The 21,837-nt window shown below is 35.3% G+C and carries 23 protein-coding genes; 9 read left to right on the top strand and 14 right to left on the bottom strand.

From position 1 onward, the window contains the following. Positions 1 to 17 precede the first annotated feature (17 nt). From KHA93_RS02585 to hemE, 4 genes are all read right to left on the bottom strand, one after another. Positions 18 to 590 carry a TetR/AcrR family transcriptional regulator gene (locus KHA93_RS02585; protein WP_213109284.1) on the bottom strand — a complete coding sequence of 191 codons (573 nt, stop codon included), beginning with the start codon at positions 588 to 590 and terminating at the stop codon, positions 18 to 20. 117 nt (positions 591 to 707) lie between these two features. Next, positions 708 to 2,120, bottom strand: coding sequence for a protoporphyrinogen oxidase (hemY, locus tag KHA93_RS02580; protein ID WP_213109283.1), 1,413 nt, complete (start codon positions 2,118 to 2,120; stop codon positions 708 to 710). Between the two features lie 24 nt (positions 2,121 to 2,144). Further along, a complete protein-coding gene (hemH, locus tag KHA93_RS02575) occupies positions 2,145 to 3,083 on the bottom strand; it encodes a ferrochelatase (protein ID WP_213109282.1) in 939 nt (312 codons plus the stop codon). Positions 3,084 to 3,109: 26 nt separating this feature from the next. After that, complete coding sequence (gene hemE / locus KHA93_RS02570) at positions 3,110 to 4,153, bottom strand: uroporphyrinogen decarboxylase (RefSeq protein ID WP_213109281.1); 1,044 nt, start codon at positions 4,151 to 4,153, stop codon at positions 3,110 to 3,112. Between the two features lie 267 nt (positions 4,154 to 4,420). Between hemE and KHA93_RS02565 the strand changes: the two genes are divergently transcribed. After that, complete coding sequence (locus KHA93_RS02565; RefSeq protein ID WP_213109280.1) at positions 4,421 to 4,918, top strand: antibiotic biosynthesis monooxygenase family protein; 498 nt, start codon at positions 4,421 to 4,423, stop codon at positions 4,916 to 4,918. A 116-nt stretch (positions 4,919 to 5,034) separates the two neighbouring features. Beyond that, positions 5,035 to 6,210 (top strand): M20 family metallopeptidase, encoded by a 1,176-nt coding sequence (locus KHA93_RS02560; protein ID WP_213109279.1) that lies wholly within the window; start codon positions 5,035 to 5,037, stop codon positions 6,208 to 6,210. Positions 6,211 to 6,439: 229 nt separating this feature from the next. Here the strand turns inward: KHA93_RS02560 and KHA93_RS02555 are convergent, their stop codons facing one another. Both KHA93_RS02555 and KHA93_RS02550 read right to left on the bottom strand, forming a co-directional pair. Beyond that, on the bottom strand, positions 6,440 to 7,666 hold the full coding sequence (locus KHA93_RS02555; protein ID WP_213109278.1) for an ABC transporter permease: 1,227 nt from the start codon (positions 7,664 to 7,666) through the stop codon (positions 6,440 to 6,442). Then, positions 7,663 to 8,400: an ABC transporter ATP-binding protein gene (locus tag KHA93_RS02550; RefSeq protein WP_213109277.1), complete on the bottom strand. Its 738-nt coding sequence runs from the start codon at positions 8,398 to 8,400 to the stop codon at positions 7,663 to 7,665. Before KHA93_RS02550 ends, KHA93_RS02555 begins: the two co-directional genes overlap by 4 nt. A gap of 446 nt (positions 8,401 to 8,846) precedes the next feature. Between KHA93_RS02550 and KHA93_RS02545 the strand changes: the two genes are divergently transcribed. Both KHA93_RS02545 and KHA93_RS02540 read left to right on the top strand, forming a co-directional pair. After that, entirely contained in the window at positions 8,847 to 9,272 is a 426-nt protein-coding gene (locus KHA93_RS02545) for an HIT family protein (protein WP_213109276.1), read from the top strand. A gap of 469 nt (positions 9,273 to 9,741) precedes the next feature. Next, complete coding sequence (locus tag KHA93_RS02540) at positions 9,742 to 10,257, top strand: tryptophan transporter (protein ID WP_213109275.1); 516 nt, start codon at positions 9,742 to 9,744, stop codon at positions 10,255 to 10,257. A 39-nt stretch (positions 10,258 to 10,296) separates the two neighbouring features. Here the strand turns inward: KHA93_RS02540 and yhzF are convergent, their stop codons facing one another. Next, on the bottom strand, positions 10,297 to 10,500 hold the full coding sequence (gene yhzF / locus KHA93_RS23930) for a membrane protein YhzF (protein ID WP_490710547.1): 204 nt from the start codon (positions 10,498 to 10,500) through the stop codon (positions 10,297 to 10,299). Positions 10,501 to 10,718: 218 nt separating this feature from the next. On the opposite strand from yhzF, the gene KHA93_RS02535 reads away from it, so the two are divergent. Next, entirely contained in the window at positions 10,719 to 11,105 is a 387-nt protein-coding gene (locus KHA93_RS02535; protein WP_213109274.1) for a YtxH domain-containing protein, read from the top strand. 425 nt (positions 11,106 to 11,530) lie between these two features. Next, positions 11,531 to 12,100 (top strand): HTH-type transcriptional regulator Hpr, encoded by a 570-nt coding sequence (locus KHA93_RS02530; RefSeq protein ID WP_213109273.1) that lies wholly within the window; start codon positions 11,531 to 11,533, stop codon positions 12,098 to 12,100. A gap of 63 nt (positions 12,101 to 12,163) precedes the next feature. Here the strand turns inward: KHA93_RS02530 and KHA93_RS02525 are convergent, their stop codons facing one another. Further along, a complete protein-coding gene (locus KHA93_RS02525) occupies positions 12,164 to 12,493 on the bottom strand; it encodes a DUF1878 family protein (RefSeq protein ID WP_213109272.1) in 330 nt (109 codons plus the stop codon). A 179-nt stretch (positions 12,494 to 12,672) separates the two neighbouring features. Here KHA93_RS02525 and KHA93_RS02520 point away from each other — a divergent pair, with 179 nt between their 5' ends. Continuing rightward, the gene (locus tag KHA93_RS02520) at positions 12,673 to 13,209 is read left to right on the top strand and encodes a DUF3267 domain-containing protein (protein WP_213109271.1); all 537 of its coding nucleotides are present in this window, start codon (positions 12,673 to 12,675) and stop codon (positions 13,207 to 13,209) included. Between the two features lie 103 nt (positions 13,210 to 13,312). After that, a complete protein-coding gene (locus KHA93_RS23055) occupies positions 13,313 to 13,492 on the top strand; it encodes a hypothetical protein (RefSeq protein WP_233711023.1) in 180 nt (59 codons plus the stop codon). Between the two features lie 206 nt (positions 13,493 to 13,698). On the opposite strand, the gene KHA93_RS02515 is transcribed toward KHA93_RS23055, so the two are convergent. Both KHA93_RS02515 and KHA93_RS02510 read right to left on the bottom strand, forming a co-directional pair. Further along, complete coding sequence (locus KHA93_RS02515; RefSeq protein ID WP_213109270.1) at positions 13,699 to 13,797, bottom strand: YjcZ family sporulation protein; 99 nt, start codon at positions 13,795 to 13,797, stop codon at positions 13,699 to 13,701. 92 nt (positions 13,798 to 13,889) lie between these two features. After that, positions 13,890 to 13,973, bottom strand: a complete 84-nt coding sequence (locus KHA93_RS02510) for a YjcZ family sporulation protein (protein WP_213112741.1) — start codon at positions 13,971 to 13,973, stop codon at positions 13,890 to 13,892. A gap of 179 nt (positions 13,974 to 14,152) precedes the next feature. Here KHA93_RS02510 and KHA93_RS02505 point away from each other — a divergent pair, with 179 nt between their 5' ends. After that, entirely contained in the window at positions 14,153 to 15,070 is a 918-nt protein-coding gene (locus KHA93_RS02505; RefSeq protein WP_213109269.1) for a peptidylprolyl isomerase, read from the top strand. Positions 15,071 to 16,129: 1,059 nt separating this feature from the next. Here the strand turns inward: KHA93_RS02505 and KHA93_RS02500 are convergent. The 4 genes from KHA93_RS02500 to KHA93_RS02485 form a co-directional block, all read right to left on the bottom strand. Next, positions 16,130 to 16,318 carry a sporulation YhaL family protein gene (locus KHA93_RS02500; protein WP_213109268.1) on the bottom strand — a complete coding sequence of 63 codons (189 nt, stop codon included), beginning with the start codon at positions 16,316 to 16,318 and terminating at the stop codon, positions 16,130 to 16,132. A gap of 80 nt (positions 16,319 to 16,398) precedes the next feature. Continuing rightward, the gene (yhaM, locus tag KHA93_RS02495) at positions 16,399 to 17,343 is read right to left on the bottom strand and encodes a 3'-5' exoribonuclease YhaM (RefSeq protein ID WP_213109267.1); all 945 of its coding nucleotides are present in this window, start codon (positions 17,341 to 17,343) and stop codon (positions 16,399 to 16,401) included. Positions 17,344 to 17,601: 258 nt separating this feature from the next. Beyond that, positions 17,602 to 20,568, bottom strand: a complete 2,967-nt coding sequence (locus tag KHA93_RS02490) for an ATP-binding protein (RefSeq protein WP_213109266.1) — start codon at positions 20,566 to 20,568, stop codon at positions 17,602 to 17,604. Then, positions 20,565 to 21,803 carry a metallophosphoesterase family protein gene (locus KHA93_RS02485; protein WP_213109265.1) on the bottom strand — a complete coding sequence of 413 codons (1,239 nt, stop codon included), beginning with the start codon at positions 21,801 to 21,803 and terminating at the stop codon, positions 20,565 to 20,567. Before KHA93_RS02485 ends, KHA93_RS02490 begins: the two co-directional genes overlap by 4 nt. Positions 21,804 to 21,837 lie beyond the last annotated feature (34 nt).

Genomic DNA, 21,837 nt, shown 5'->3' with positions numbered 1-21,837 from the left:
TTAAAAAAACGGATCATCTACTTTGATAATCCCGTAAATAAGTAAAATTTGAACAGCTCAGAAATTTTTTCTTTATCCAATGGTTTATGAGATTTTTCCCAATCGAAAATTAAAGATATATACATCTTCAGCATAATAAATGCTGTAATTTCCGGATCGCATTTTCGAATCTCACCTTTTTCAATCGCTTCTACCACTTTATCTTTAATATAATTCACGATTGCTGATTCAACTTTATCCATCATTTCTTTAACCGCTGGGGTACCAATTTCCCGTTCTTCTTGAAAAAGCTTTATCGTTAATTGATGTTGTTTTCTAAATTTCAATAATTCGTATATAGCTAAATTGACGTTTTCAAAAAACGATAATTCTTCTTGAATGGTTTCTTCTGCAGCTGCCTTCATTTCTTTTATTAAAGAGTTGACAATTTCACTAAGCAATTCTTCTTTATTAGTAAAAAAAGTATAAATGGTCCCTTTTCCAACATTAGCTATTTTTGCAACTTGATCCATCGAGGTTGCTTTATACCCGAACATAGCAAAGGATTTTGTAGCAGCTTCAATGATGAGTCGCTTACGATCAATAGACATTATATATACCTCCTTTCAATAATTGACCAAAATACATTTTCAGTCAGTTTGTACTTTAAAATTTAACATATATCTTTTTTAAAAGCAAGAAAAAAACAGCTAACATAATTAGCTGCTTCACTTTATATATTGAAGAACATCCTGTACTGCTTTTTTTCCTTGGTCGATACAGTCCGGAATTCCAATCCCATCAAAAGAAGCTCCTGTCACAAAAACACCAGGCATATCATCACCAAGCTTATCCTTCATTTCTTCTATTCTGTTTTTATGGCCAACAGTATATTGAGGCATTGACTTTTCCAAGCGAGTAACAATTGTGAATAACGGCTTTGCTTCAATATCCATCGTTTTCTTCAAATCTTCTAAAACAATTTTCTCAATTTCCACATCTGAAAGTTCGACTACCGCCTCTTCCCCAGCTCGCCCTACATAGCATCTCAATAGTACTTTTCCTTCTGGGGTTGTATGTGGCCATTTTTTATTTGTCCATGTACAAGCTGTAATTGTATAGTCACTATTTCTAGAAACAACAAACCCAGTACCATTAAGAGAATTTTCAACATCCTTTTCATCAAATGCCATAGCAACAGTTGCTACCGTTGTGGCAGGCATTTGTTTCAAACTGCTTAAATATTCCTTTTCATGTAAAAGCTCTGCAATCGCTAGATGTGGCAATGCAATCACAACGCTGTCTGCCTGGATGATTTCATTATTATTCAGTTTCAGCTCATAGCTTAAATCAGACTGTTTTACTAATGATGTGACTTGTACACCTTTCATGATTGTACAATTAGTTAAATTCTCCTCAATTGCATCAACCAATGATTGCAAACCACTTTTTAATGTAAGAAAAATGCCTTGATTCTTGCTTGTTAAACGATTTTTAGGCGCTTGCGGCGTCGTCTTCTTCATTCCAAGAATTAAACTTCGATGCTCCTGCTCCACCTTATAAAACTGAGGAAATGTTGACATTAGGCTGAGTTGGTCAATATCTCCTGCGTATATTCCTGATAGAAGCGGTTCGATTAAATTTTCGACTACTTCATCACCAAGTCTTCTTCGGAAAAATTGACCAAGAGATTGGTCGCCTTCTTTTTTTGATCGAGGCAAAATGAAATCACATGCTGCACGCATTTTTCCTTGTACAGAAAAGAGCCCAGTCGTTACAAATGGACCTATTTTAGTTGGAATTCCCATTACAGCCCCTTGAGGCATAGGATGAAGCTGTTCTTTTACTAATACATACGATTTACCAGCAGTATTATTAACGAGATCATCACCTAATCCAACTTCCCTAGCTAACTCCGCGGCACTCGTTTTCCTCTCCAAAAATGAATCAGGTCCTCTTTCAATGACAAAACCATCTTGATGAATCGTTTGGATTTTGCCTCCTAATTTATGACTTGCTTCCAGGAGTGTCACTTCTATGGGAAGGTCCCGTTCATCAATTGTTTTCTGCAAATAATAAGCTGTCGTTAAACCAGTTATTCCACCACCGATCACAACAACCTTTTTTTTATTGTCATTCAAGTTAAAATCGCCTACTTCTACTAGTTATTGTTCTTTACCGAGATGCTTTAAAATAACGGAGACAAGAGCGTCAATGAATTTAGGTTGTGCATCAGGCATAGCTGGTCGGTAATATGCTGCACCTACTTCATCCGTTACTACTTTACATTCCACATCATTATCATATAAAACTTCAAGATGTGTTGAAACGAATCCCACAGGAATATACACAAAGGCTTTATAGCCTTTTTTCTCGAATAGTTCTCTAGTTAAATCTTGTACATCTGGTCCTAGCCATGGATCAGGAGTATTACCTTCACTTTGCCAGCCAACTTCATATTCTGTAATACCCGCTTCTTTCGCGATTAAATCAGCTGTTTCTTCTAATTGCTTAGGGTACGGATCTCCTAATTGAAGAATTTTTTCTGGAAGACTATGAGCGGATACTATTAAGCAAGCTTGATTTCGCTCGTCCTCTGGCATAGTTTGATATACTTCTTTAACCTCATCTGCCCAAAATTGTATGAATTTAGGTTCTTGGTACCAGCTTTCAACAGATGTAATAACTGGACCACCAAGCTTTTCTGCTGTTTCTTTCGCACGCTCGTTATATGATTTCACACTAAACGTTGAAAAATGAGGAGCCAAAACTAACGAAACAGCCTCTTCAATTCCATCTTCATGCATTTTTTCCACAGCATCCTCAATGAATGGCTCAATATGTTTTAAACCGATATATGCTTTAAATTCAATTTCATCTTGAATTTCATTTAAATGATCTTGAAGTCCGAAAGCTTGCTGTTGTGTAATTTTGGCAAGGGGTGATATTCCGCCGATTGCTTTATATCGATTCTCCAAATCTTCGAGAGCTTCCTTCGCAGGCGGACGCCCATGGCGAATATGTGTATAATATCGTTCAATATCTTCCTCACTGTATGGAGTTCCGTAGGCCATTACTAAAAGTCCCATTTTCTTTTTTGTCATTTCGTTCACTCCGTTTCGTATGATCTTTATTTTAACTTTTCAGCACTGTATTCATGAATAAATGAAGTGAGACGCTTTAACATTTCAGGATCGACTTCTGGGAATACTCCGTGTCCAAGGTTAAAAATAAACCCTGGTGATTGTATGCCTTGATCAATAATTTCTTTTGCACGTTCTTCAACTGTTTCCCAATTCGCGATTAAGACAGCAGGGTCTAAATTTCCTTGAACTGCTTTTGTAACACCTATTTTTCTAGCGTCAGCAATCGGCAATCTCCAATCAAGTCCAACGACATCAAGTGGGAGGTCATTCCATTCCAAGGCCAAATGACTTGCCCCTACACCGTGCATAATTAATGGAACATTCTCTGTTCTCATTTCAGTAAATATTTTAGTCATGACTGGTTTAATGTATTTTTTATAATCAGCTCTACTTAGCGCACCTACCCAAGAGTCAAAGATCTGTACCGCACTTGCACCAGCTTTGATTTGTGCTTTTAAATATGTAACAGCCATATCTCCTAGCTTTTCCATCAATAAAAACCAAGCTTCTGGTTCAGAATACATGAAAGCTTTTGTTTTATGATAGTTTCTAGAAGGGCCACCTTCAATCATATAACTAGCGAGAGTAAAAGGTGCACCGGTAAAACCAATTAAAGGAACTGTCAGTTGTTCTTCTGTTAAAATTTTGATTGTATCAAGAACATATGGAATATCTTCTTCAGGGTGAATTTCACCCAAAGCTTCTACATCTTTAATCGAACGGATTGGGTTATCAATGACTGGACCGATCCCACTTTTTATTTCTACATCGACTCCTATTGCTGGGAGTGGAGTCATAATATCTTTATAGAGAATGGCTGCATCCACGTTATACATTTCAACAGGGAGCCTAGTTACATACGCGCAAAGTTCCGGTTGGTGTGTGATTTCAAATAGTGAATATTTTTCTTTTATTTTGCGATACTCAGCTTGAGAGCGACCAGCTTGTCTCATATACCAAACAGGAACATGTTCCGTTTTCTCTCCTTTGGCAGCACGCAAAAAAGTATCATTTTCAATGTTTTTCATGATTGTCCACCTTTCAAGGTTTCAGTAACTGTATTGTATTATAAAAGTGAATGAACTAAAAATTATTAGAAATAAAGTAATCCGATATAACTATAGTATTTTTCCTATTCAAAGTATAGGCAACTACGCTTGTTGTCATAAATTTGTCCTTTTTATATCTTCATATGTATATTGTTACTGACTGTTTGCCAATCTGTTTCAAGGGTAAAACTTATGATAGGTTAAATACAATAAATAAACGTTATTAAATGAGAATGAGGTGGTTGTATGTATGTTTATATCGCGATGGGGACTCATTATTTTTTGAAAAAAATAGAAGAAAAGTATTCAAATGAAAAAATGGTTTTAATGCAAAATGTAGAAGGTTGCTTGCTTTGGCATGAAACAACAGGATCAACAGTATTCCAATCACCTAAAAAGTATGAATTAATGGAAGCAGTAGGCGACTTTGCAAATGAAGGTGTCGTTGCATGCAGTTTTATTCCAGTAAGAGATGAAAACAGGCCGATTTTTGATTATGGAATGGCGGACAAGGTAAAATTAATTCAAAATGAAACTGGATTTATTACAGCTCGTTTGCTTCGTCCGTTATCAAATGATACGTACTTGCTAATGACGATGTGGAATGACGAAGAGCATATTCGTACATGGAAAAATTCTAATATGTATCAAAATCTCCATTTTCAATCAAAAGGTACTAATATATTTTCAGGGCCTGCATATAGTTCAACCTATTTTGTTTCCGAAGAAAAGAATACAGATTGAGGATAAAAAAACCGAGTGTAATCTCCGGGTTTTTTAATTTCCTTCGCACACTCTTCTGAAAAATTGATATAATTATTTCGAGCCTAAAAATATTTATTAAGTGGGTGTGCGTAGATATGAAGGAAAAACTATTTGAACGATTAGAGAACTACTATAATGACATGGTTAAAATTAGACGCTACTTGCACCAAAATCCTGAACTTTCCTTTAAAGAGGTTAAAACAGCTGCGTTTATCGCAGAGTACTACCATCGTCTTGGTGTGGAAGTGAAAACCGGTGTTGGCGGCAATGGAGTTGTCGCTAAAATTAAAGGTGGAAAACCAGGAAAAACTGTAGCATTGCGTGCAGACTTCGATGCTTTACCTATTCATGAAGAAACAGGTCTTACTTTTAAATCACTTGTCCCTGGAGTCATGCATGCGTGCGGTCATGATGGACATACTGCTACGTTATTAATATTGGCAAGGGTTTTGAATGAAATGAAAGAAGAACTTTCTGGAGAATATGTGATGATCCACCAACATGCGGAAGAATTTGCTCCAGGCGGTGCTAAACCTATGATTGAAGATGGCTGTTTAGATGGCGTTGATGTCATTTTTGGTACCCATCTTTGGGCAGATGGTCCTTATGGGAATATTCGTTACCGAAAAGGACCGATAATGGCTGCAGCAGATCGGTTTGAAATTACCATTAAAGGATACGGAGGTCACGGTGCACAGCCTCATAAAACGAAAGATGCAATTGTAATTGGATCTCAGCTCGTCATGAACCTACAGCAAATCGTAAGTCGCAGAGTATCTCCAATTGAATCAGCGGTTGTATCCGTAGGATCTTTTGTATCCGACAATGCTTTCAACGTAATAGCAGATCAAGCAAAACTTGGAGGCACGGTTCGTACGTTTAACGAAGATGTAAGAGATATGATTGAAAAAGAGATTGAGAGAATAGTAAAAGGTACTTGTATTGCGGCTAATTGCGATTATGAGTTTAACTATTATCGAGGATATCCAGCTGTTGTTAATCACGATGCTGAAACAGACTTCCTTGTTGATGTGGCAAAAGAAGTACCTGAAAATACTTTAATTGAAGAAACAAAACCAGAAATGGGCGGCGAAGACTTTGCCTATTATTTGCAAATTGTGAAAGGGACATTCTTTTTCACAGGAGCAAGACCAGATGGTGTCGAGCAAGGCTATCCTCATCATCATCCAAAATTTGATATTAATGAAAAAGCGATGCTTGCAGCAGCAAAAACATTAGGATTGGCAGCATTACGTGCGCAAAACAACTAAATAATGTAGAATGCTTTATAAAACTTTTATCGAGACAGAAATGATATTAACGACTGGCTCTATCCCAATGCATGCTAAATTGAGACCATAAAAAAGCAAACATTTTTCTATATTTACGAACTACCGGGACTAAAATCAATGATTTTAGTCCCGGTTTATGTTCGACCAATATTTATTATCCAAGGTAAGACATGCTTTTTGTACACTCGCTTTTTAATACACGTAACCTCTAATAATATTTCTCCAATTTCATAACTCTACCCGGTGCATAAAGTTTTGCAAATACAAACGTAAAAATAATTGAGATTACTAACACTATGATCCCATTACGCAACCCCGCACTGATAAACGCACAAATTCCAAATAATACCGCTTGGGCAAGTAAGATTTGTAATAATAGTGCTAAAAAAGCTTTTCTTTTTTGAGACTGCTCAACCGGATATAGGCTCGTCCATATCTTCAATTCATGTTTGCGAAGTAACGGAAATAATTGAAATCCGGTTAAATAAAGAAAAAGCAAAGAAATGATAACGGACAAATAGAAATTCCCACTAAAAAGAATGATAAAAATTGAAATTAGAGAAAGTCTTATTATCAATCCAGAAAATTCACTCATTCTTAAAAGCGTCCTTGAAAATAAAAAACGATATGTATGTTCACTGCCGTAAGGAATCACGGAAAAGATTGGATCCAACCATCTCCTTCTATTCACTCTACCTCTTAAATGTGGAACGTCTGTGAACATGTTCGCTGCCTGGTAAAATGCCTGCATTCTTCCCTGTTCTTTTTCAATTAATATTTCCCACTTAATCGTTTTATCTTTAGTAGCTTCCCTTACATAAATTGTAAAAACAGCCATGATTAATAAAACGACTCCGAAAAACCAAAACGATGCTTTTTCAATAAAGAAATAAAACAAAAGAGCATTAAAAATATAGCGAATGATCCAATTGTAAATTTGCGCATAAGAATCTCTTATTTTTAACATTTGCCAATGAATCATAAGATTCCATAATTTTAAGCCTAGGGCTAAGAGCAGCATGTAAAAAAACATCTGAAAACCATTTCCCGTTACTTGAACATACATCGGCATACAAGCTGCAAGAATCAGTAAAATAATATATGTTTGACTAATAAAGCTTACGCTCATCCCTTTTCTAAAATACGGCCCGAGCTTTGTCTCAAGAGGAAGTAAAAATACGAGATCTGCTTCCTTCAGAAGAGTTGAGATTGGGCTTACCGTCAATACAATCCCCAATATAAACGCCATTACGATTCCTACAGGAAATCCTGAAGTTAATGTTTTTACCCACCCTGAGTAATAGTAAATCGCTGCTCCCCCACCAAAAATGAGTACAAATAGCAAATGGTCATTGAACATATATTTCAGATAGCGCCGAAGCTCTTTCAAATAAGTTTGAAATCTCTCCCGCCATAACTCATAAATATGCTTCATGACATCTCTTCCTTTGTCAGCTGTATATAAATATCATCTAATGTAGCATTTGGCATTGAAAATTCCTTTTGCAATTCCTGTAAGGTCCCTTTTGCTCGAACTTCACCATTATGTAAAATAATAAATCCGTCGCAATAGCGTTCTGCTGTCGCCAATATATGAGTGGACATTAAAATTCCTGCCCCCTTCTCTCTCATGCTATTCATTAAATCAAGTAGGGATTGAATTCCTAAAGGATCAAGTCCGACAAAAGGTTCATCAATGATGTATAAGGACGGCTCGATTAAAAACGCGCACATAATCATGACTTTTTGTTTCATCCCTTTGGAAAAGTGAGCTGGAAACCATTTGATTTTTTTATCAAGACGAAATTCTTTTAATAGTCGATCTATACGCTCTTCATATTCTTTTTCAGAAAGTCCATATGCCATCGCAGATAATTTTAAATGTTCCTCCAATGTTAGCTCTTCGTATAATATCGGAGTTTCAGGAACAAACGAAAATTGTTTCCGATATTCTTCAGGTTGTCCCTTTAATGATAATCCATTAATCGTAATGGAACCTGATCGTTCTTCCATTAATCCAATTATATGTTTGATCGAAGTACTTTTACCTGCTCCATTCAAACCAATTAAACCGATCATTTGTCCAGCATCAACTGAAAATGATACATCTTTTAAAACAGGATTTTTCGTATATCCACCAGTTAAATTCTTCACTTCAAGTAAAGACATGAAAAACGCCCTTTCTTATTAATCACTACAGTATCATTATTGTACCAAAAGAAAACTCGAGAGACATACTACTTTTATGGTTATTTTTACCTGTATTCTCGATTTAAAATATGGACAATATAATATCGAAGGAGCGGGACTAAGCGAAGCTGGGGTGGTTGTCGAAGACACTTATCTGCAGTAGAAGCGGAAAGCCACGATGAACATTGACCATGCTTATCAAACTTGACACTATTGACAAGGGAGATGATTGCGTTGGGCTTTGAAAAATCGGATATTTCTTTAATAAAATCATTTCATTAAAACGAAATGATGTAAAGAAGAAACCTTTCCAAGTAACCCGCTAATCCCTTCAACGTGCAGGATTTTTATTAAATCCTGCACGTTTTCACTTTCCGGACGGGGTATGCTAAAATATCCGTATTATCCTTAGGAAGGTGAAACAAATGAGCGATTGTATTTTTTGTAAAATTGTTAATGGTGAAATACCATCAGCAAAAGTATTTGAAAATGAAGATGTATTGGCTTTTCTTGATATCAGCCAAATTACAAAAGGACATACTTTAGTCATTCCGAAAATACATAATGAAAATGTATACGATTTACCAGAGGAAACTGCAAGTAAGTTATTTAAGGTTGTGCCAGAAATTGCTCGAGCCATTCAGGAAGAATTTCAGCCTGTCGGATTGAATTTATTAAATAATAATGGAGCCTTTGCTGGTCAAGCTGTTTTCCATTACCATTTGCACCTCATTCCTCGATACGATGAAAATGACGGATTTGGAACAAAATACATTAGTCATCAGGCAGATTATACCGGGGACGATCTTCAATCCATCGCACAATCTATTCACAAGCATATTTCAAAATAACTCCCCTTATGTGGGAGTTATTTTTTTGCCTTGCTAAAGCATATTGTTAATTTTTCCACTAAGTGGTTTGGAGCAGAAGGCACGAGGAGGCCTCCGATCCGTCCGCGATATGCGAGCGAATGAAACGAAAATCAACGTGCTTGGTTAACAAATCTTATTTTCAAAAAAAGCGCAAGGCGCCCGTAATCGCCGACAACCAAATAACCTGATCCAACAAAAGTCGCTCTTGACTTTTAGTGGATCAGGTTATTTGAGCTCGAGCCGATGGCGCATGGACCTTGACAACGAAAGCCTTAGTTCAAAAATATAGACCTTAAATAATTTTATACTTTCTGATCTTATAAAAAATACTTCTTCTTTCTCTAGGACTATTATGCTACAATATTCTTAATCTTTCGCTAGCAGCAAAAGTGCATGTCTAGGAAAGGAAAATGAGAAGAGAATAGTTTAGAAGAGGAGAGATTTATTCATGAATACAAGAGTACTTGTAATTCTAGCGCTACTGATGGGAATCGGTACCGTACTACACTTTGTTATGCCCCCTATAGCAGGTATAAAACCTGACATGGCGCTACCATTAATGTTTTTAGGGATTGTGTTATTTCCTGAGAAGAAGAACGTTTTACTATTGGGTATTGGTACTGGAATCCTAACAGCATTAACAACTGGATTCCCTATGGGGCAAATCCCTAACTTAATAGATAAACCAATTACAGCATTTGTCTTTTTTGGCTTATACGTTTTAATTGTTAAAAGAATTCCTAATATTATTGGAGTAACTATTTTATCTGCACTTTGTACCGTTGTTTCAGGGGTTGTATTCCTTGGATCTGCAGCAATCCTATTTGAATTGCCTGGACCGTTTTTAGTTTTATTTGGATCTGGAGTTGTTCCTGCAATGATTATTAACGCAATCATACTATTCATTCTGTATCCTATTGCGAGCTCGATTCTTAAAAGATCTAATTTAGCCAACGCAGCCTAATAAAAGCTAAGAACCTGGATACATCCTCCAGGTTCTATTTCATTTTCCCAATATAATGATTAATATACCGATAAATAGAAATATGAGTCCAGCACCCCCTAATGAGAATGAGCGATTTTTTAAAATCCTTTTAGGAGGGAAGATTCCTGGTCGTTGATATGCAGAGAAATAATAAAACATCCCTATTAAAAAAATAAATCCTATAACTATAAAAAAAGTCGAGACTCCTTTCAATGTAATCACCTCAATCGCCTGTCTTATTCCATCCTATGCGAAAAAAAGTGTTTACATGAGTAGCCTCGGGGAAAGTAAATTTATATTGAAAGACATTTTCCTAAAAAATTTTAAACCTAACCATTTGGCATAGAAATTCATTGTTAACCATGGACGTATTCTGTTACATCATCTTGATTCCTGGAATTTTTATCTTTTTGGAAAAAAGGTTAAAATAATAACAAATAATGGTTGAGGTGATTGTTTTGAACACAAAAGCACTTGCATATGGAGTCTTGCTCGGTAGTGTTGTCGGCGCTGCAACAGCTTTATTAACTGCTCCTAGCTCTGGAAAGGAATTTCGCAATCAACTAAAAGAATCTAAAGGCGAATGGGTCAGAATTGCCCAAGACTTAAAAGAAGATGCGATAGATATTAAAAATTCTGTTGCGAAAGTTTCAAAAGAAGGAAAAGAAATCATTAAAGAGCTTGCAGGCGATGTAAAAATGGCCGTCGAAGAATGGCAAAGAGAAATCGAGCCCAATATCACAGCAATGCAAGAAGAAATGCGTGAAATCCAAAACACCATTGCACAATTAGAACAAAAAATACAAGAAGAAAAAGCAACAGTTTAACATTATGAGGAGGTTGCCAGTCACTGCAAGGCAACCCCTCATAAATTTTTTGTTAATTTACATCTTTATTAATTTTTACTTTATTGGCATAATAATTAAAAAGCTATTTTTATTTCAATACAAACCACGTGGAATCAAAAAAGTGAAATTTTTTGATTATTCAACAAAATGGACTTAGTTAATCCACATTGTTGATTTTTCCTAAGTTGAATAGAGCGGAACGATCGAGACTCCTGCGAATGAAAAAGCAGAAGGCACCTTCAGCTAGACAATACAACCTAGAAAAAAATTATAAGTACGTCAAGAAATGAGGAGTCTTTGACGCCTGTAGATAACAAGCGCCTAGAGTGGAAATCAACGTGCATATTTACAAAGTCACCAAATAAAAAAAGATAACACAACAAAAAACAGGGCGGGGAAAAAGAATGGAAGGTAAACATTATTCACTAATTGAATCGTTACTTTTTAGCCAAAGAATGGCTCAATTAAGCAAAGCACTATGGAAATCAATTGAAAAAGATTGGCAAAGTTGGATTAAACCATACAATTTAAATATTAATGAACACCATATTTTATGGATTGCCTATCATTTAAATGGGGCTTCCATATCTGATGTCGCTAAATTTGGGGTAATGCATGTTTCTACTGCTTTCAATTTCTCCAAAAAGCTGGAAGATCGTGGATTACTAGAGTTTTCAAAAAAAGAAAGCGACAAGAGGAATACTTACATCAAGCTTACAAATCAAGGAGAAAGTCTGTTATTACAATTAATGGAAGCATATGAGCCAAAAAATAACTCCGTTTATCAAGGAGCACTTCCTCTTCGAGAGTTATATGGCAAGTTTCCAGATATCATTGAGCTTATGGCAATTATTCGTAATATTTATGGGGATGATTTCATGGAAATTTTCGAGAAATCATTTCACAATATAGAAACTCAATTTATTGAGGAAAATGGCAAGATGAAAAAAAGTAATATGAAAACAGTCGTATAAAGTAATCTTACATTGTATCTGCAAACATATTTTTCCGAATATTCACTTTCGCAACAAAATTAATTATAAATTTTTCTTAAGTATTTTCATAAGATCGAAGTAAATATTTTGTTGCAAACAAGCATGAATTACTTCGCCCGGCTCTAACTTAGGGTTAAGTTTCATAACAAATTCTTTAAAAAGCGGTGCATAAAAAACAAATTTGTCCGCTTTTTGTGCTTCCATATCATTGCTCACATCTTCACATAATTTATAAAATTCCCTTACTTCTTTCTCATCAAGATTTTTCTCTATAATTAACCGGTCAAATTCATGTCCTTCCGATCGGATCATTCCCAGCAATAATTTTTGATGAAATTCTAGGCATTCTATTTTTGCCAGTAATTTATCCATACACAAAACTCCTCTATAAAATTGGTCTATCTATCAGTGTATTCGCTGTTTATTCCTATAATCCTCCAATAGATATAAATATAAAAAATGAAAATTACCTATTGCTATTCTGCATAATTCATCGTAAAGTATGTAGTTGAATCTGCTTGGATGTCAAATTTATTTGGAGGTTATCATTCATGCATTGTTGGAAATCATATAATGTAAATAAAAAATACGAATTCTATCGTCTATTTATCATATCGAGCTTTATTACGTTGCTTGTTTTTGTGTTTGCTTATGTATTAATGCAGTCTATTGCAGTTAATCCGTTAAACGATAATTATTTTATTGTATTTGCGTGCATTTTTATTTTATTATATCCTGTGCATAAACTATTTCATGTAATTCCTTTACTCAAACATTATAAACATTTGAAAATTGACTTAGATTTTTATTTTTATATTTTACCAATTGTTCATATAACGATTCGTAACCTTACATCAAAAAGAAGGTTTGCCACCTCGTTATTTTTTCCTTTTTTTATTATTAACTCGATATTAGTACTAGCTATGTTCTTATTTCCGGAATATGTTCATTACTTAACCATCTTGCTTGCTTATCATGTCGGTCTTTGTTCAATTGACATGATATACGCAAAGTCATTACTTTCGTCTCCTAAAGGTGCAATGATTGAGGAGAATGAAGATGGTTATGAAATATTAGTAAAGGAATAAGATTTATGCAATAAATCATGGACAATCATAAATCTTAATCTATCTTTTTTCAACTGAATTTGCTATCCTTTTACTATATGGGAGATGAAAGGAAGGATGAACATTGATCTCCATCTTTGTTGTATTTGCTATTTTCATATTATACATTTTTAATAATCTAACCAACTCGCTTTGTATTCAGCGAGAAATCCCTGAAGAACGTCAACCAAAAGTATTTCGTACGATCAATATCTTAATTACTATTTTATTGTTTTCTTCATATATTGAAATTTTATACACATAGAAAAGCGGAAGTTCCTTTATTATCGACGTATTCCGTCGATTTTTGCTACAGAACGCGGTGGTCTTACTCCATGCGAACTTATCGAGGAAAGCTTGTTTGTCGATAAGCGTTGGAGGCTAGGCAGGATGAATCAAGATAAAAAGGCAGATTCACTTTGGAATCCGCCTTTTTATGTTGTATGGCCCTTTAAGCCTAATGCATCCATTTTAATAAAACCATGATGCTCCTACGATTATTAACAAGATAAACAATACCACGATTAATGCAAAACCAGCTCCGCCTCCGTATCCTATTCCTCCACTCACTATTTACACCCCCTCCAGGACGTTTCTTTTCATCCTATTCAAAATTAATGTTAGGTGTCAGGATATTAGCCCATATATTGCAGATTTTTCATCTATATATAAGCGGCACCTACAATGATTAACAATATGAAAAGTACTATAACGAACGCAAAACCTGAGAAATTACCAAAGCTCATATTGATACCTCCTTTACTCTTTCGCTATAGCATATGCCCTCCATATTTGTCTTGGTTGAATCAAAAGCCTATTTTTTGGTGAATTGTCCTGAAAAGAGTTTTTTTTATTTGATATTTTATGATATAGTATGTTTTGTGGCTTTCAACAATAATTGACATAAATATAGGGAGTGTCTGAAATGAAAAAATGGGTATTATCCCTTACTTTAGCTGCAGGAGTCGTTGGTCTTACTGCATGCGGTGGTAATGGTGGCGAAGCAGTAGTGAAATCGAAAGCAGGAAATGTTACAAAAGATGAACTTTATGTGGCTATGAAAGAAAAAGTAGGAGAACAGGTTTTACAACAGCTTGTTTTGGACAAGGTCCTTTCAAAGGAATATAAAGTAACTGATAAAGATGTAGATAAGAAAATGGACGAAATAAAGGCACAAGTTGGCCCTCAGTTTTCAATGCTTCTTGCTCAAAACGGTTTTAAAGACGAGGATGAATTCCGTGAAGCTGTGAAATTTAATCTCCTTCAAGAAAAAGCGGCTACAAAGGATATAAAAGTAACGGATAAAGAAGTAAAAGAATTTTACGATAATGAAAAACCAGAAAGAAAAGTACGTCATATTATCGTAAAAGATGAAAAAACGATTAAAGAGATAAAAGGAAAATTGGATAAAGGTGAAGACTTTGCGGCACTTGCGAAGGAATATTCAGAAGATGGAACAGCTGAAAAAGGTGGAGACCTTGGCTACATCGCTTATGATGATCCGAGCATGGACCAAGATTTTAAAGATGAAGCTTTCAAATTGAAAAAAGATGAAATTAGCGCACCTTTACAAACACAATTCGGATGGCATCTTTTAGAAGTAACTGATATAAAAGAAAAAGAACCGTTTGACAAAGTAAAAGACAAGTATGAGTATGATTTAAAACTTTCAAAGGTTGATGCTGAACTAGTTCAAAAGACAATGAAAGAAGAACTTAAAAAAGCTAACCTAAAAGTTGAGGACAAAGATTTAAAAACAACATTTGATCCAATTCTTAACTACGAAGAACCAAAAGCTGAGGATCAAACAGAAGACACAAACAAAGATACTGATAAAAAGTAAAGAGCTGCGATGCGCAGCTTTTTTTTTTGCTTCGGGACCTTCATGCATAGAAAACTAAGTAGGATAGATCTGCAATAATGTGAAATTATCAACTTTTTCGAACTCAATAGCTAGATAGAGAGCCTCATAGTATAAAATCGGAGGAGCTTAGAGCCTTAATCACTCCTTTAAGACCCTAAAGCGGGTAGAATCTGCAGAGCTTAAGACCCCAATAACCGGATTGAGACCGTTCAGATGCAAAATTAGTCTGGTCTAAGGCTTCAATAACTCCTTTGAGACCTTGAGCCAGTGAAATCGGCGGAGCTTAAGACCTCAATAACCGGATTGAGACCGTTCAGATGCTAAATTAGTGTGGCCTAAGGCTTCAATTACTCCTTTGAGACCTTGAGCCAGTGAAATCGGCGGAACTTAAGACCTCAATAACCGGATTGAGGCCGTTCAGATGCAAAATCAGTGAGGCTCAAGGCTTCAATAACTTCTTTGAGACCTTGAGCCAGTGAAATCGACGGAGCTTAAGACCCCAAAAACCGGATTGAGGTCGTTTAGATGTAAAATCAGTGTGGCTTAAGGCTTCAATAACTCCTTTTAGACATGAGCCAGTAAAATCGGCGGAGCCGGAGCTTAAGACCTCAATAGCCGGATTGAGGTCGTTCAGATGCTAAATCAGTATGGCTTAGGGCTTCAATAACTCCTTTGAGACCTTGAGCCAGTGAAATCGGCGGAGCTTAAGACCTCAATAACCGGATTGAGGTCGTTCAGATGCTAAATCAATATTGCTTAAGGCTTCAATAACTCTCCTTTGAGGCGCAAAGCCAGTGAAATCGGCAGAGCTTAAGACCCCAATAACCGGATTGAGGCCGTTCAGATGCAAAATCAGTCTGGCCTAAGGCTTCAATTACTCCTTTGAGACCTTGAGCCAGTGAAATCGGCGAAGCTTAAGGACCCCAGTAACCCCTTGAGACCCTGACCAGTGAATATACAGACCCTTACCTCTACAGTGTCTAAATAAAATATTCATCAGAAATTCCATTATCTAAATAATAAGTAATTACACGTTGTTTATTCCTCTGAAACGGTTACCTTGCCTCTCTGTACTTTTTCCTTTTCCATTCTGTCAATGTATACTTGCCCTTCTTTCTCAATCCATTCTGTTTCCATCTCCTTATCCTCTTTTGCTGTTTTGATCGCCATAAATGCGCTTGTAAAGATTCCTAAGATCACAAAGTATACCCAAATTGGCAAAGACAATATAATCGCTCCTTTCAGGTGCTTGTCCACTTGCTACACTATATGAGCGTTCAATAAAAAAAATGCCCTCATAGAAGGCATTATGAATGGAAAGTTGGTTTATAAAACGAACGGTTATCCAATGGGAATATTTTTTCTGAAAATTCGCCTGGTTTTACACGCTGTAGAGAGCGATCAAGCATATTCATTTTGGCATCAAGATTATCGATTAAATGTAAAATTTCCGCTTCTTTAATCATTGGTTGTTTCGGGCTTCCCCATTCAAGCTTGCCATGATGACTTAAAACAATATGTTGTAAGACTACTACTTCTTCACCTTGGATACCGAGTTCCTCTGCGGCCTTACCGATTTCATTTACGATGATCGTAATATGCCCGAGTAAATTTCCTTCAACTGTATAAGTAGCTGAAACAGGTCCCGATAATTCAATGACCTTTCCAAGATCATGAAGAATAATACCTGAATATAATAAATCTCGATCTAATGATGGATATAACTCCGATATGGCTTTGGCCAAATCCAGCATAGAAACTACATGGAACCCTAAACCAGATACAAACTCATGATGATTTTTTGTTGCTGCCGGATATTCTAAAAATCCATCCATATGTTTTTTTAATAAATGTCTTGTAACCCTTTGGATATTAGGATTTTTCATTTCAAAAATATATTGTGTCACTTTACTCGAAATTTCATCTTTACTGATAGGTGCTTTTTCTAATAAATCCGAGAGTCGAACACCATCATGATGGGTTGTCGGTCTTATTTGCCTTATTTTTAACTGTAGCCTTCCACGGTAATTATGTACTTCTCCCGCTACTCGTACGATGGTTTCTGGCTGATACATTTTCACTTCTTCATCGGACGTATCCCAGAGCTTCGCTTCAATATCACCAGAACGGTCTTGAAGGATAACAGTTAGAAAAGGTTTACCATTGCTTGCAATTCCTTTTGTCACACTTTTAATCAGTAAAAACAAATCTACTTGTTCCCCTACATCATGTTGTAATAGTTCTTTTACCATTAAAAAACACCCCGATTCTCCAATCAATTACGCCTCGGTGATTGCACCCAGGTTTTTATCGAGTTTGCCTCGATAATCATTTAAAAAAACTGAGTCATCTACCGGAGGCTTTAACTTATTTCAGCGAAGATTTGAACGAGTTCTGCATATTAAAATTTTATCTATCATTCTTCCAACCATTATATTGAAATTAGGACTTTTGTTGAAATAAGTTAAATACTACAGAAATTATACCATATCAGTTTAGTAAGGTCTTTATCACTTTAAAGTTTGTAAAACATCCCGCTCTTGCGGCAAAGTTTTGACGTTACTTTCTGAAAAACGATTTCTAATATGCTCGTGGCATGTAAATAATACTACTTGAGTAGTTTTACTAATCGTTTCAATTAGACCAAGTACTTTCCCTGTTCGACGTGTATCGAAATTGACAAATCCGTCATCGATAATAATTGGAAATGGATAATCCTCATAAAGCACTTGTACTAGAGCTAATCTCAATGAAGTATATAACTGTTCACTCGTTCCTTGACTGAGTTCAGCGGGTGTGAAGCGTTGTCCGTCAGCTCGATCAATAACGATCCCTTCATCATCAAGAAAATAAAGTCTGCTATACTCATCATCGGTTAAAAACGCCATATATTCTTGTGCTTTTGATACAACTATAGGGAACCTCTCCCCTATATACTTGTCCATCGTTTTTTGTAAAATGGTTTTGGCAACTGTATATTTAGCCCATATTTTTGCTTCCTCATTAAATGATGATTTTAGTAAATAAAACTGATGCAGCTTCTCAGTATAGGTCCCGCCCTCCTCTAAAACCTGTATTTCATGACGGAGAGATGCATATTCATTTCTAAGTTTATTTAATAATGAAGATTTATCATCTATTAAATTCATTAATTCATTCTTTCTTCTTTTCAAATCCATGTCAGATTGATAAGCTTCTGCATGCTTCAGTAAACTATTCCCCAATTGCGCTTGTAGAATCTCAAAACGTTCATTTAGTTTTTCAAGTTTATTGAATTGACTTGCTTGTTGTCGGAATTCTTCCTCGTTGTTAGTATCGGTTATCTTAAACAATTGATCTTTTAAGGAATTATATTCTTGTAGTTCTAATTGCAATTGGCCACTTTCTTCTTTAAGCTCATTCAGTTTAATAAAAAGATCTTTTTGAACGAGCTTTTTTTCTCGTTCAACTTGTAATAATTGCTTTAGTCGAAATATCGCTTCTCCTGTTTCCGAAAATTCCAATCCTGCAGAATGAGAAATTTCATGGAGATCCTCCATCCATTGTTCCTGTTTCTGTACTTTCAGATTTAATTCTTCCTCTATTTTTTGAGAAGCTTTTATTATTTTTACGAGTTCCACTATTAAGTCAAAAGCTTCATCAAGACGAGTATCATTAAAATGAACGGATAATCCCAATTCCTCTTTTATGTTATTAATCTGTATCTGATTTCTTTGAATGAGGTTGGATGTTTCAATTTTTTGCCTTTGCAGTTGATCCATATGTTTTAATTTTTGATCCAATTGATGATCATAGTTTTGTAACTGGTTTCTATAATTTAATTGCTCATCATAAAGTTGAATGGGATTATTATCTCGACTATTGGCCATCATTATCTCTGAAATTGTTTGAAGGCGTGCTTGCAGCTTTACATTATCTGATTTTGTAAAATGTAGTCGATTTAAGAAAGTTTTTAAGTTTGTTAAAACATATACAAGAACTAATCCAGCAAAAACAGCAATCATCCACTCCGATGCAAGAATTGCCCATATAATAAATCCAATCGCTCCAAGCAAAAATAATGCATTAAAAAGAAATGCTTTCTTCGTACCTTTAGCGTCACTTTTATTCTTTTTAATAGTCTTCTCAAGATTATTCTTTTCCTCAACTAATTGATTAGGATTTTTCCAATTCTCCTTTTCTTTTTCCAATTTCTTAAAATCTTTTTCGGACAACATGTTCTGTTCAATTAATTCACACGCAGCCTCAACCTTCTCAATTTCGCTATGTGTACTATCTATTTGAATTTGAACGGAATCTAGCTTAGTCATTAACGTAACTTGGTCATGTAGGGTTTCTTTTATATTACCTTTCATATCAAGTCCAAGATTTAAGTTGAATATTGTAGAATGAGACTCGTTTTTAAAATTTATATCTCGGCATATTCTTTCCACTTGATCTGTATAACTTAATATTTCCCTTTTTAGGCTAATGATCTCAGTCTGGAGCTGCTCGTATATCGGCCACTCCATAATCACTTTTTCTGCTCTTTCCATTATCGATTGAAACGATGTTAATGGTGTATTTTGCTCGATTCGATAATCAATATTTTCTATTTTTTCTTGTAAAGTCTTTAATCGACTGGAAATCTCAATCCTTTTTTCAGAAGTATTTTCATATCGCTTTAATCCATCAGTCGGAAAATGAACAATCCCGATTTCCACAATATGACGTTGAATACGGTCATATTCTTTTACTTTCTCCCACTTTTCAACTAATTCATTTACTTTTTGTAGTTCATCATTTAATATTTGTAAATCATTTTGAAGAAGTATCAATTGTTCCTCAGTAGCTTCTCTTTTAATAAGTAATGATCCATATTCGTCATTTTTTTGCTTTGCCTTTTGTAAATCTTTTTCGTTTTCTCGCAATAAAGAAATCATTTCATTAAGTTTCGGTTTTCTCCCGTTCGGTTTAAAAAGTTGATCTAGCTCTTTTTGAAATGATTGCTCTATATTTAGTAATATATCCGTCCCCATTGTGCCAGAAGCTACTAAATAACGGTTAATCTCGTCTCCTTTTAATTTATGTACTTCTTGAATCCCTTGAAGATTAAATGAAAAAATACTTTCATACAAAGATCTATTCATTCCGCTAAGCAATTCAGAAAGAAGTTCTTCTCCTCCAGTTATTCCATTTTTCAAAAAAATAGTGACGTTTCCAGCTGATTTTCCTTTCAGCCTTTCAATGATGACATCCCCATGTTCTATAGTTTCTAAAGTAAGTCTGCCGCCATATGCAGAGTGGTTTTTAGGTTCATATCTTAAATTGGATTGTTGCCTAGACGGGAAACCAAAAAGGATGCTATGGATAAAAGACATGATTGTCGATTTACCTGCTTCATTTTCACCATAAATTATTTGCATATTAGAAAAATCATCGATATAAAAATCAATGAATTTTCCATATCCAAATATGTGAAGACTCTTTATCTTCAATCCCTTCCCCTCCCTTCACCAGCTGCTATGCTCGCTAAGATTAAGTCTTTAGCTGCTTTATACAGGACTTTTTTCTCTTCTTCCTCAAGGTTTATTAAATATCGCCTTCCATATATGTGAGAAAATAAACTTGAAATGGATTGTTCAAACGCCCCCTCTTTCTCCATATCCTCAACTGTTATATCAAGATTTTTTATAAAAGAATCTTGAAGATTATGACTTACGATAACATGCTTATGTAACGCAAAAGGCCAAACAAATATTTCATGAAAATCAATTCCATCTTGGAGCATTTCTAAAAATTCGCCATTGTCTATTGCTTGATTAATTTCATTAGATAATGGGCCTTGAAGTTGAATTTCGATCATGGTGGATTGTTGATTAGCTTGCATCGTCGATTCCATTTCTTCCATACATTTGCTATACAACTCAGAAAGAGTAATATTTTCATTACAGTATATATTGACGGATTCCCATTGAATAGCGGCTGTTTCAATAAAGGTGAGTTCGCCTAATCCACTCTTTGAAAGAGAAACATGATAACACCCTTTACTACCGTCTTCATTTTTATGTCTACCTTGAATATTTCCAGGGTAAACAATAAATGGAGCTTCATGTAAAACTTGCCTCGTATGTATATGACCTAAAGCCCAATAATCCATATCCTTTTGCAGCATTTCTTGAATCGTAAATGGAGCATAAGGTTGGTGTGTGGTACTTCCACCTTCACAATGTCCGTGAAGAAGACCGATATGAAAATCAGCATGACCTATTTTTTGATATCCTAAAATTTTCCTTTCAACAATATGACGCTCTCCGTAGCTAAATCCATATAAATGGACTTTGTCACCACGTTTTGACGTGAAAGGAATCATTTCATAATCTTTACCGAAAATAAATACATTGTCTGGCATATCTATAGTTATCCAGCTTCCTTGTAAATGGTCGTGATTCCCGTGCAAAATATAAGCATTTATATCCTTTTCTTTCAGCCTTTCCATTTGTTTACGTAATCTCGCTTGTGCTTTTATGCTTCGGTCTTCTCCGTCATACAAGTCCCCAACGATCACAATAAAATCAACTTCTTCTTCAATGGCTGTGTCAATTACCTTTTCAAATGCAGTAAAGGTGCTTTCTTGAACTAGGGTAAAAAGTTCTTTTGGCAAATGCTTTAAGCCTAAAAAAGGACTATCCAAATGTAAATCTGCCGTATGAATAAAACGTATTCCATCCATCAATAGCCCTCCCTCTTTTATCGAATGTACGTTC

The organism is Lederbergia citrisecunda, assembly GCF_018343695.1.
GTDB classification, from domain to species: domain Bacteria; phylum Bacillota; class Bacilli; order Bacillales; family Bacillaceae_C; genus Lederbergia; species Lederbergia citrisecunda.
This window is presented reverse-complemented; position numbering and strand designations above follow the sequence as displayed.